Here is a 12,464-nt window from a genome sequence, read left to right on the forward strand (position 1 = left end):
CCCCTATTTTTAAAAGGAAAAGGAGCTGTTGTTTTGCAATAGCTCCTTTTCCTTTTAAAAATTTTTACCGATTAAAATCTCCACAAAAGGATTCGGCTTACTTTGTTACCTTGTTCCATGCGGATAACTTCGGACTCTTTTACATTGATTTTCTTTAACTTATGCTGTAGAAAACGGACGTCTTCACGATGGGCAACCAATGAGGAGAACCATTTAACCTGATCTTTGTAGAATTGGCTCTCAAATATCATGCGTGTCAAAAAGGCTTTCTCGCCGCCATCACACCAAAGTTCACTTCCTTGTCCTGAGAACGTTTGGACAACGGTATTCTCATCTAATTTAGCATTTTTTATACCTGTAGCTTTACGTACGGATTGTTGTAATGCTTCTGTCTGCGAACTAAAGAAAGGTGGATTGCAGATGATCATGTCAAATTTTTCATCTGGGAGGATGATATCTTTGAAAATCGCTTTTGGATTGTTCTGTAATCGTATTTGGATGTTCTTTTTTAAGCTCACATTTGTACGTGTAATTTCAATCGCGTTTTTATATGCTTTTTTTATGATTTCTGAACCAACAAAACTCCATCCATATTCTTGGTGACCAATAATGGGATAGATACAACTGGCTCCCACACCAATATCTAGCACCCGTACCTTTCCTCCTTTTGGAATTTCACCGTTATTATCTCTGGCAAGAACATCCGCAACATAATGGATGTAATCTGCTCTACCTGGAATAGGAGGGCATAGATTTTCCTTTGGGATATCCCAATGTTGGATGTGGTAGTATTTTTTTAGAAGTGCTTGATTTAAAACCTTAACAGCATCGGGGTTGTTAAAATCAATTGTTTTGAGCTTATAAGCATTTACTGTAACAAAATCTTTTAAGGAAGGTTCGATTTTGCTAAGTTCGTCAAAATTGTAATTATCGAGATGTCTATTTCGAGGGTGTAATTTCTTTGTTGGATTAGCGTCTGCCATGATATAATATTTGCAACAAAAGTAATGCAATTCTATTGAATAAAAAAGGTGATGCTTCTGCACCACCTTTTAAGACTTAATCTTTTCGTATGAGATGAACCTCCGATGTCTGGGGGAAATTCAGTGGAACTCGTTCAATCGTGACGAAACTGGAATCTAGACCAAATCCCTTTTCTTCGGATAAACTCATTTTTTTCAGGTATCCATAAATGTCCATAATCACTTTTTCGATCCATGACATCTGGTTGGTTTTGGATAATACCTTTTCCAGTACAACAAATTTGAAATCTCCTGGAATATTATGTTTACGGAGTGTATCGTATTGACTTGTGATGTCAATTTCACCTTTTTTTACCATTTCTTCAACTACTTTTCTGAAGAGTAGGCTAATACGCTGTTCTTCTCTAAAACCCAATTTGAAGTCAATCCGTATAAGTTTTCCAGGGATCAGTTGATCAATGGAATATTCCCTGGTGTGGGGATGATCCATAACATCTACGTGTACCAGCCAGTAAACGTCAGCGCGTTTAGGTTTTTTATTAATGATGGAGTAAATAATTTTGGCTTCAATTTCAGATTTGAAATTTGCACTGGTCAGGTATACCAAATGTGACGCAAAGGGTGGAACGGACTTGTCTTCGCTCAATTCCGATATAATCGGATAATATTTATTGATATTGATAAAGTTAACAAAACGATTTTTAATCTTGCGCGCGGTATACCAGCAGTACATTGTACCAAACAAGGCAATCGCTAATAAAAGTGTCAACCAACCGCCATGGGCAATTTTTACACCATTACCGATCAGGAATGTCAATTCTATCACAAAATACGCTACTAGGAAAATCCCAATGAGTACGCGGTTGACTTTTTTCATGGCTAGGAAATAACCCATTAAAACGGTTGTCATCAGTACTGTTAGGTTGATGGCAAGACCATAGGCCGCATCCATTTTGCTTGATTCTTCGAAAACCCAGATAACGATCATACAACCGATCCAAAGAATAAGGTTGATTGACGGGACATATAATTGACCTTTATGCTCACTAGGATAGCGGATAGCAACTTTGGGCCAGATGTTTAAACGTACAGCTTCTGAAATTAAGGTGTAGGATCCCGAGATCATGGCCTGACTGGCGATCACGGCTGCAATAGTTGCGATAGCAATACCATAACCGATAAACCAATCTGGCATAATGGAGTAAAACGGATTTGCTCCGCCTAAGACACGACCTTCCTGTGTTAATAACCAGGCTCCTTGACCAAAATAGTTTAATATCAGTGTGATCTTAACATAAATCCAGCTAATGCGAATATTTGCCTTACCACAATGTCCCATATCTGAATATAGGGCTTCAGCACCTGTTGTACAAAGGAATACAGCACCGATCAAGAGTAGAGAGTGTGGGTAGGTTATTAAGATATGAAAGGCATAATACGGATTAATTGCTTTCATTACTTCTGGGGCCAAATGGATATGGGACAGACCAAGAACTCCAATAATCGTGAACCATATTGTCATTAACGGGCCGAATACTTTTCCGACAACAGAAGTGCCAAATCGTTGAATAATAAAAAGTAAAGAAATAATCGTTACAACAATTGGTACCGTTGGAAGACCTGGAAATTTGATATCCAAACCTTCTATCGCAGAGGATATTGTGATAGCGGGTGTAATCATCCCATCAGCTAGCAATGTGGCTGCACCTATCATTGCTGGGAAAATCAACCATGGTGCTCGTTTACGAACCAAAGAGTAAAGTGAAAGAATTCCACCTTCGCCTTTATTGTCCGCACGTAAGGTGATCCAGACATATTTGATGGTTGTTTGCAGGGTAAGTGTCCAAAAGACGCAGGAGAGGCCTCCCAAAACAAGATCTTTTTGAATGGCACCTTGTCCCATGATTGCTTTGAAAACATATAGCGGCGAGGTGCCGATATCTCCAAACACGATTCCTAAACTGATCAATAATCCGGCGACACTCACCTTATTGATACTGTTGTGATGACTGTTATCTGTCATTTAATTATTATTTTATTTCAAAATATAATGCAAAAATAGACTTTTTGTCCGTACTTTAAGCAGGTACATTTGCTGCGCCAAATTTTAGCATTTCATTTGACATGCGCAATAGCTGTTAAAATTTGTTAAAAGAATCTATCGATCCCTACTTTACCTCAAAAAATTTTAAACAAAATACTAACTTTGTTGTTGATAATTCAAATAGTTAGCGTTATATTTGATTAAACCGTAACCAATATTTGAAGTCTAATTTAACACTATGGGGAGAAATCTACTTAAAGCAGCTTATTTAACACTTATTACCACACTGACCTTGTGCAGCGGGGTAGGTCGAGTGTATGCGAAGTCTCCTGATGACCATACTTTTTTGCAAGCTACTTGGAACGGTAATGAGGGATTTGGAGATAACAATATTAAGGATACTGAGAAACTGATCAATAACGTTAAAGTATTTTATAATCCGATTGCAGAACAAGTCAATCTTTCCTTTAAATTGGCAAAGTCATCTAGTGTGTCTATTAAAGTCATGGATGCTTTAGGTAATGAAATTCTACAACTGATGAATGGAAATCTTGACGCTGGTGTTCAGAATCTTTCTTTTGAACATGGTGGCAAATTGACAACTGGATTTTATTTTGTGCGTGTTGTTGCTGGATCTGAGACTGTGGTAAAAAGATTTTCTGTCCGCTAAGTATGACGAGAAGACTCAATTGATAAAAAAATTGAATTTACAATATAATAAGGAAGGGGATCATTTGATCCCCTTCCTTATTATATTATCGCTTATTCTTGTACTTCATCAATCCATAGCCCATCATCTTGGATGATCTTGATCAATTCGTCCAATGCCTGTGCTGAACTGACATTCTTTTTGACGACTTCTTGGCCTCTATATAAGGTTACCTTATCAGGACCAGCTCCTACATATCCATAATCTGCATCAGCCATCTCACCGGGGCCATTCACGATACAACCCATAATGCCAATTTTCAAGCCTTTGAGGTGATTGGTGCGACTCCGAATCATTTGAGTGGTTTCCTGAAGATCAAACAATGTTCTTCCACAGCTTGGGCAAGAGATATATTCTGTTTTTGATATTCTTGAGCGGGTTGCTTGCAATATTCCGAAGGAAAGAGACGCAATGTTCTCTAACGGGGTCGCCGGAGAATCAATCCATATGCCCGAACCTAAACCATCAATTAACAATGCACCCATGTCTGTGGAAGCATATAACTGTATTTTCGAGATAGGTTCCTCAGGGTTCATAAACTCGCCCATAGGACCTGAAAAATCCTCTTTACGATAGGATCTTTTGATAATGACAGGATTATCAATACCGATTTCTTGCAGATTTCGGAAAAATTGCCGCTGATCCGCCATTCCGTGTGTATGGTCGGTTTCTAATATAAATACAACAGTCTTGTCTAACGGTAATGATTCAAATAACGAGCTCGTTAAATCCGTATTATGAATTTTTACCATATTCAACACACTATCCTTATTGTCTACATGTACAAACTCTTCCAGCGTATAGAGTGGATGGATATTTGTCTTGTCTTTAAGGTTGGACCATGTCTCAAAATTATATACCTGTTTTAAATTTGCGGGCATATTAAATGAAGGCAAATGATCCCCTAGATAAACAAAATCTACGGATTGCTCACCCATATGATATTTATCCAAAAGGATATCATAACGGTAACCAACTTTTGTAAGAATTTGGGCGTCTTTCAGATTTTCATTCGAGATATCTGTTATGATTCTGGGAACGAGGGAACCGCCGATGAAGGTATTGACCTCTTGGCTCTGATATGGAACAGTTGGGCTATCTGGTGAGAGTTGTATGATTTCTTCTTTCGGTTGATTGGCCAGAGTGGTTTTTCGCTGACTATACCTATTGACCAACGCTATTGCTACTGGGGCTTCGCGTTCAGGCTCTTCCGTAAGAGAAACCCTTACAGTATCTCCAAGCCCGTCTTCTAGAAGTGTACCTATTCCTACTGCAGATTTCACACGACCATCCTCTCCATCACCAGCTTCTGTCACGCCAAGATGTAGCGGATAGTTCATGTTTTCAGAAACCATCTTTTCAACCAGCAAGCGGTAGGCCTTGACCATTACTTGCGGATTGGAAGATTTCATTGAAATACATAGATTATAGAAATTAAGATCTTCGCACATCCGGATAAATTCCATGGCGGATTCTACCATTCCTTCAGGAGTATCCCCATAATGACTCATGATCCGATCTGAAAGAGAACCATGGTTTGTGCCAATCCGCATAGCAGTACCATACTCTTTGCAAATGTTTACCAGTGGAGCAAACTTCGTGTAGATACGTTCTAGTTCTAATTTATATTCTGCTTCAGTATATGACAACAGATCAAATTTCTTCTTATCGGCATAATTGCCTGGGTTTACCCGAACTTTCTCAACGATTCGGGCGGCAACTTCAGCAGCATTTGGTGTAAAGTGGATATCTGCTACTAAGGGTACGTTATAACCTCTTTTTCGAAGTTCACTTTTTATATTTGCAAGATTCTGAGCTTCTTTTATACTTGGCGCAGTGATACGAACATATTCACAACCTGCTTCTACCATTCGAATAGTCTGTTCTACAGAGCCCAGTGTATCCATTGTATCCACAGTAGTCATACTTTGAATGCGGATCGGGTTGTCTCCACCCATAGGGATATCACCGATCTGAATTTCCCTTGTTTTCCATCTCGAATATTCTACCTTGGAATTGCAATAGATCCCTGGTAAAGTCAACATATTACTTGTGTTCATATATAACACAAAGTTAGCTTTTCTTGACTAAAAAATCACTGTCAATTAATATCTTCTAATTTTTATTGAAGCAATTCCACCATTGATGTCAAAATCAAATTTTTCAGTCGCTGCATCATAATTTGTTGATTTTACCATACCATCCATTTTTAAGAAATCGCCTTCATAAGAAGTAGATGATAAGGCATTATCACTGGTGATACGACATGCTGCATTTTTTGGAATCGCAATTTCGATCGAAGATGCACCAGCATCCATGGATATTTTTGTTGTTGCTAAAGGTTGTCCAAGTTTTAATTTTAGACTTGTCGCCCCGGCATCAATATCCAATACTTCAATTTTATACGGTGAAAGATCTAATTTGGCATCAATTGCACCAATATCAAAGTTTAGCTTCCATACGATATTTGGATTGAGTGCAATGTAGGTATTGTTATTTTTGCTATTAAAATCTTTGTCTTTGAATTTACCTTTTAAGTTAATATCAATTTTATCTGAAGATTCACCATGTGTAGTCATACCCAAAAGATATTCACTAGAGGTATTGTATGCGGTGAAAATTGATGATGTAGTTGCAGTATCGTTTTTTAAGGATGTAGCTCCTAAATCGATGTTTAAATTTGCGCTTTTGATTTTATCATTTAGAGGGACTTGTAGTTTTTGTGCTGTATAGTTGGTCTTATCATTTGGATCGTCCATATCGATCTGTACCCCCTTGTTTTTTAGTAATTGCGTCAAAAGAGGTTCTTTTGGGGTAGATAGTCCGATATATGTAAGAAAGCCCAGGATAACTACAGTAGCACCGATAGCAATAAACTGTCCTATTTGTTGATCCTTAGGGACCAGCATACGGATTCCAGCGAGGACAATAAATAATGGCCAATATCTGAAAATTCCTACCCAATTAAAGGAAATACTGTTAAGTTGGGATAATAATAAGACAATCCCTATAAAAAGAATTGTAATTCCAGTTGTTATACGTTGTGTGTTCATGACTAATTCCGTTTGTTATATATCCCAAAAGTAAATCGCTTTGTTAGACACTGCACGAAAGATTAGGCTATTATACATAAAAATTCGGTAAATGTGAGTAATTGATCGGTAAGTAATTTTGTTTTTCTCCTACTTTTTAGGTTTTCGCTTGTTTATATATTTGTTGGAATTAAGTACCTTTAATGGATACACGCACCAAACATCAAGATTGGTGTGTATAATATATAGAATTTAAATTAATAATATGATTTTTCATCACATTGGTGCATATCTAATACTCCTTAAGTCAGTCTTTAAAAGGCCGGAGAAGGGGCGTATCTATTGGAAAGAGACCATGCTGACAATGACTGATATCGGTATAGGATCTTTAGGACTTATTGTGATCATTTCCACGTTTATTGGAGCAGTAATGACCATGCAGATCGCTTTTCAGATGGTTTCCGATCTAATTCCCAATTCAATTATTGGTTCCATCAATAGGGATTCAAATATTTTGGAGCTAGGACCTACGATTTCAGGATTGGTACTGATGGGGAAAATTGGCTCATCGATTTCTTCCCAAATCGGTTCAATGCGCGTGACTGAGCAGATTGATGCTTTGGAGATTATGGGGATAAATGCTCCGGGTTATCTCATATTGCCTAAAATATTGGCAGGAGTGACTATGATTCCGATGCTGGTTATTATCGCCATAGTCTGTGCATTAGTAGGTGGTCTATTAGGAGGCTCTCTTTCCGGAGCTGTAACTCCAGCGGATTATATTTTAGGTATTCAAGATAATTTTAATGGATTTACAGTGACCGTAGCACTTGTAAAAGCTGTTGTATTTGGCTTTATTATTACTTCCGTATCGGCATATAAAGGCTATAAAGTGAAGGGAGGGGCCTTAGAAGTAGGACAAGCGAGCACTGAAGCTGTTGTAGTTGGATGTATCACTATTCTGGCGGCAGACTATGTGATTACAGCATTAATGCTTTAAAAAGATCATATGATTCAAATTGAAAATATTAATAAGTCTTTCGGTGATAACCATGTTTTAAAGGGGATCAGTGCAAATTTTGAACCTGGAAAAGTGAGTTTAATTATTGGTGGATCTGGTTCGGGAAAAAGTACCTTACTAAAATGTATCGTCGGATTACATCATCCGGAAAAAGGAAAAGTGTTGTTTGACCAAACGGACTTCACGCGGATGAATTTTGAGGAACGCGTGCCCATCCGGAAAGAAATAGGTATGCTGTTCCAAAATTCGGCCTTATTCGATTCAATGACAGTCGAGCAGAATATTATGTTCTCTCTAGATATGTTCACAGATATGTCTAAATCTGAGAAATTGGACCGTGCGAACCATTGTTTGGAACAAGTTAATTTAGAGGGACGCAACAAGTTGTTCCCCGCGGAGTTATCCGGAGGGATGAAAAAACGGGTAGGCATTGCGCGTGCAATCAGTATGAATCCCAAATATCTTTTTTGTGATGAACCCAACTCAGGTTTAGATCCTGAAACCTCTATCGTAATCGACGAGCTGGTTCTTAAAATTACGCAAGAATTAAAGTGTACGACAGTCGTTGTGACCCATGATATGAATTCGGTTATGGGAATTGGTGAATATATTTTGTTTTTATATCAAGGGCAGAAATTCTGGGAGGGATCCAATAAAGATATGATGCGGTCAGATGTAGAAGAATTAAATAATTTTGTGTTTGCAAGCCCGTTGATGAAAAGTGCAAAGGCCTCTATGGGACTATAAATACTAAAAAGGGAAGCCTATGATTGAAATCTATAATCAATAGCTGTTTTTTGTACAGATTGTGTCTTTATTGATTTACATGGAATTTTTATATGTTTTAATCTTACGAATGTTATTTTTAAGTAAGATGGGCGAACGCTAAATTTCAATATAAAAGAAATTTAGCTTAGTTTTGTCGGAAAATTTTGATTTTGGCAACAACGAATATACAACTATTGACCCCACAACATTGGAAGGACTATGAGCTCATTGACTGTGGTGATTTTGAAAAATTAGAACGTTTTGGAGATCTTATATTAATCAGACCCGAACCACAAGCTGTATGGCCTAAGGCTTTGAGCGATGCAGAATGGAACAAACGTTATCATATCAAGTTCAAGGGGCGTTCAGCTACCTCTGGAGAATGGTTGAAAAAAAATCCGAAGATTCAAGATCGTTGGCATATCCAATATAAAAACGATGATGTAGCGATCAAGTTTAGGTTGGGCCTTACTTCGTTCAAGCATGTTGGGATATTTCCTGAACAGGCTGTCAATTGGGATTATATTTCGGAATCTGTTCGTTCTTTCAAGACTGAAAAGCCTAAAGTTTTAAATCTTTTTGCTTATACCGGAGGTGCTTCATTAATAGCTAAGGCTGCAGGAGCAGATACAACACACGTTGATTCCATTAAGCAGGTTGTGACCTGGGCCAATGAAAATATGGAGATTTCCAATCTCGACAATATTCGTTGGATGGTTGAGGACGCATTGAAGTTTGTCAAGCGTGAGCTAAAACGTGGAAATACTTACAATGGTATCATATTGGATCCACCAGCATATGGACATGGACCAAAAGGAGAGAAATGGAAGCTTGAAGATCATATCATGGAGATGATGACTGAGGTTGTCCAATTGCTGGATCCTACGGAGCATTTCTTGATCTTAAATACCTATTCATTAGGTTTCTCTTCTGTTATTGTTGAGAATCTAATAAAAACTGCATTTCCGAAAGTAGAGAATTTAGAGATTGGAGAACTTTTTCTACAGGCTACTGCAGGGCCGAAATTACCGCTGGGCGTTTTTGGGAAATTTCGTAAAATTGCAAAGTAGATCTTGCTGTTGAATAAACGCAAGTACTTAATGACATAAAACGCGGCAGGTCTACAAGACCTGCCGCGTTTATTTTTAGCATGAATAGATATGGTACCTAAATACGAACATTATTTAAACGGATCATAGCAAGTTCCAATTGTAATGGTATGGCTTCCAGGGTATTTTTAGGGATACAAAGGAGTTTATTTTGTAGATTATGATAGTAATCTATCCCTAGCTGTAATTGCGCCTTGAACTTAGTGATATATTTTATTTTTTTGTCATTGAGGAAGTCTTTATTGTCCTCGACGTACTTTTGAATATGATCGATGTAAAGGTCTAATTCATTGATTAGCACAAATGGTCTATCTGAATGCTCTAGGATAGAACCCCGACCATAAATATGATCAACCATCTGTTTTAAAGAATACTGTCTTTTGAACCAAACCAGATTCGGTCCGGGGCAAATAGAAACAGCAGCCTGTTCTTTATTTTGTTGGATGCCGTATTTGAGATAGGCAGGAGCCGCCAGACCTTCACAGAGACAGGTTTTTTCGGTGATGGTATCGAATGACCTATTATATTCTTCAACGGTAAGTTCTTGCGCCTGCAGTTCTTGGATCTTTTGATGCTGATAAGCGCGCGAAGCGGTACAAATCGGTTTTTCTCCGAACTCACGATTAGCGATAAGATATTCCTTCTTGCAGGGGCTACCCGGTCTCCCTTTTTTGATGCGTTCCAATCGTAACTTTTCGGCACTGCTTGGTCTAAAATTATTAAATGGTACTCCTAAAGGCGATGCTCCACTGCAATAGAAATCTGATTTCTCAGCTTCCTCTAGTGCTTTCAGTGTTTCATTGTCGACAGTTGTAGCTTCTGGAACCATTAGAAATGGAGAACCCCAACCTACGGCATCAAATTCATAGTAATCCAGTAGAAACCGGTGTTCCATAGCTGTCCCTACTCCGCCTTGTACAGTGTACCTAATTGGAGGCAAAACCGTTAATAGTACACCTTGGGATGCCCAATAATCCTGATAAATTGTAAAGAGTTCAATTTTTAAGTTTTCTTTTTTCTCTTTGAATTCCTCAAGAATGGGACCTAATAAAAAACCATCAGTAGCGAATGCATGCCCACCACAATTCAATCCAGACTCTACCCGGAATTCAGATACCCAAACACCTTTTTTTGCTAGATATTTTGCCTGGATAAGCGATGATCTAAAGTCGCTGACTTTCAAAACAACCTTTTTGTCAAACGTGCTGTCAGCTTTTGGAAAGAATGCTGGTAATTCGGCCAAATAGGCGTATAAATGAGGATTCATTCCCGCAGATAGGATAACAGCAGAATGTAATGAGGAATTGGCGAATCCACGTAGTGCAGCTGATGCATCTGAATATTTTTGATCTAAGGCAGTATTATTTCTGAAATTCAGTTTATCCACTTTGGACATAATATTGACATCGATTTCACCGGGGTTTACATAGCCGACCAATAGTTCTTGTAACTGCCGCTTGATACTGGTATTGGTCTCAATTTCCATGGCATGATAGATTGGTCTAGCAGGATGAGATTCCGGCAATAACTGAAAATATTTTGTTAGATCAGAATCCTTTGTAAAAGTTTGCTGCTTTAGCGTTTCCATCTGCTGTTCTACTAAAGTCTTGACCAACTCAAGATAAGCGGTGATTCGACTGGCCCTATAATCTTCTTCGTGCTTATAAATGGGGTTATAGGCTAGTTGGTTAAGTTTGCAGTAATATGCCCGGATGCGCTCTATGAGCTCATCGTCTACAATAGACATGACCGTGGAGATGCCATAGCGGGCAACTTTGATTGCTGAGTCTATTGAAAAAGCAAGTCCTAATACAGGGATATGGAAAGTGTGCGTCATTCTTAAATAGTTCTTTTACGAAATAATCAAGAATAACGCGATAAAAAAATAATGACTATACGTGTAAAGTGGTGATTGTGATCACTATTCAAATACAATCGTTTTGTAATCGTTGAGCATCACACGGTCTTCACTCAATAAGCGGATCGCTCTACTTAAAACTGCTTTTTCAATCTCCTTCCCAGCAGTAACCATATCTTTGACTGTATAGGTATGATTTACATGACGAATATCTTGAACTATGATAGGGCCTTCATCAAGCTGGTCCGTGACAAAGTGTGCTGTCGCGCCAATGATTTTTACACCTCGAGAATGTGCCTGCTTGTAAGGGTTTGCCCCGATAAATGCAGGCAGAAATGAATGATGAATATTGACCAACTTATTTTCGAATGTTGCAACAAATAGGGGGGAGAGGATCCGCATAAATTTTGCGAGAATAATATAATCAAAATCGTATTGTTTGATTTGGGTAATCAATTGTGTCTCAAAATCTTCTTTCGATATACCTTCATGCGAAATATAATGGAATGGGATCTCAAATTTATCCGTAAACGAACGTAAAGTATCATAATTACCAATGACAGCCTGTATTTCTGCTCCCCAGGTTTCAAAATGTTGCCGGACAAGAATATCTGCTAAACAGTGGTGCTCTTTGGTTACGAGAACAACAATTTTCTTTCGATTGCTGGGGTTGACTTGAATCTGAGCTGAGGGAGGAAGTACGTTGGCTAGGGAATTGGCGAGCTGTGTTTGATCAGGAAAAAGACCATTGCAGACAACGCGGACAAAAAACTTGTTCGCCTCCTCATCAACATATTCCCGCATGGTAATGATGTTAAGCTGATACTGGGCCAGGGTGTTGGAAATATTGGCTACCAATCCAACGGCATCTTGACATTGGATCAGAATTAAGGTTTGGTTGTGCATGAAATATTGGTCGTAGGTCGCAAAAAAGCGGGTT

10 protein-coding genes are annotated in these 12,464 nt (G+C 38.4%); 4 read left to right on the forward strand and 6 right to left on the reverse strand.

Annotated features, from left to right (window positions below; genetic code table 11):
- Window positions 1-71: 71 nt before the first annotated feature.
- Together rlmF and OGI71_RS23370 are read right to left on the reverse strand one after the other, a co-directional pair.
- Window positions 72-983: a 23S rRNA (adenine(1618)-N(6))-methyltransferase RlmF gene (gene rlmF / locus OGI71_RS23365; RefSeq protein ID WP_223581191.1), complete on the reverse strand. Its 912-nt coding sequence runs from the start codon at window positions 981-983 to the stop codon at window positions 72-74.
- 76 nt (window positions 984-1,059) lie between these two features.
- A complete protein-coding gene (locus OGI71_RS23370; protein ID WP_120262196.1) occupies window positions 1,060-3,006 on the reverse strand; it encodes a KUP/HAK/KT family potassium transporter in 1,947 nt (648 codons plus the stop codon).
- Window positions 3,007-3,265: 259 nt separating this feature from the next.
- Here OGI71_RS23370 and OGI71_RS23375 point away from each other — a divergent pair, with 259 nt between their 5' ends.
- Complete coding sequence (locus tag OGI71_RS23375; RefSeq protein ID WP_282252354.1) at window positions 3,266-3,697, forward strand: T9SS type A sorting domain-containing protein; 432 nt, start codon at window positions 3,266-3,268, stop codon at window positions 3,695-3,697.
- 92 nt (window positions 3,698-3,789) lie between these two features.
- Here the strand turns inward: OGI71_RS23375 and ispG are convergent, their stop codons facing one another.
- Window positions 3,790-5,796 (reverse strand): (E)-4-hydroxy-3-methylbut-2-enyl-diphosphate synthase, encoded by a 2,007-nt coding sequence (gene ispG / locus OGI71_RS23380; protein WP_282252355.1) that lies wholly within the window; start codon window positions 5,794-5,796, stop codon window positions 3,790-3,792.
- Window positions 5,797-5,841: 45 nt separating this feature from the next.
- Entirely contained in the window at window positions 5,842-6,789 is a 948-nt protein-coding gene (locus OGI71_RS23385) for a DUF5668 domain-containing protein (protein WP_282252356.1), read from the reverse strand.
- 244 nt (window positions 6,790-7,033) lie between these two features.
- Between OGI71_RS23385 and OGI71_RS23390 the strand changes: the two genes are divergently transcribed.
- From OGI71_RS23390 to OGI71_RS23400, 3 genes are all read left to right on the forward strand, one after another.
- A complete protein-coding gene (locus OGI71_RS23390; RefSeq protein WP_120262200.1) occupies window positions 7,034-7,768 on the forward strand; it encodes an ABC transporter permease in 735 nt (244 codons plus the stop codon).
- 9 nt (window positions 7,769-7,777) lie between these two features.
- Window positions 7,778-8,536 carry an ATP-binding cassette domain-containing protein gene (locus OGI71_RS23395; RefSeq protein ID WP_282252358.1) on the forward strand — a complete coding sequence of 253 codons (759 nt, stop codon included), beginning with the start codon at window positions 7,778-7,780 and terminating at the stop codon, window positions 8,534-8,536.
- 185 nt (window positions 8,537-8,721) lie between these two features.
- Window positions 8,722-9,627: a class I SAM-dependent methyltransferase gene (locus OGI71_RS23400; protein WP_282252359.1), complete on the forward strand. Its 906-nt coding sequence runs from the start codon at window positions 8,722-8,724 to the stop codon at window positions 9,625-9,627.
- 97 nt (window positions 9,628-9,724) lie between these two features.
- On the opposite strand, the gene OGI71_RS23405 is transcribed toward OGI71_RS23400, so the two are convergent.
- Window positions 9,725-11,503 (reverse strand): hypothetical protein, encoded by a 1,779-nt coding sequence (locus OGI71_RS23405; protein ID WP_282252360.1) that lies wholly within the window; start codon window positions 11,501-11,503, stop codon window positions 9,725-9,727.
- 84 nt (window positions 11,504-11,587) lie between these two features.
- Window positions 11,588-12,430 carry a formyltetrahydrofolate deformylase gene (gene purU, locus OGI71_RS23410; protein WP_282252362.1) on the reverse strand — a complete coding sequence of 281 codons (843 nt, stop codon included), beginning with the start codon at window positions 12,428-12,430 and terminating at the stop codon, window positions 11,588-11,590.
- Between the last annotated feature and the right edge of the window lie 34 nt (window positions 12,431-12,464).

The organism is Sphingobacterium sp. ML3W, from assembly GCF_029542085.1.
In the GTDB taxonomy this organism is placed as follows: domain Bacteria; phylum Bacteroidota; class Bacteroidia; order Sphingobacteriales; family Sphingobacteriaceae; genus Sphingobacterium.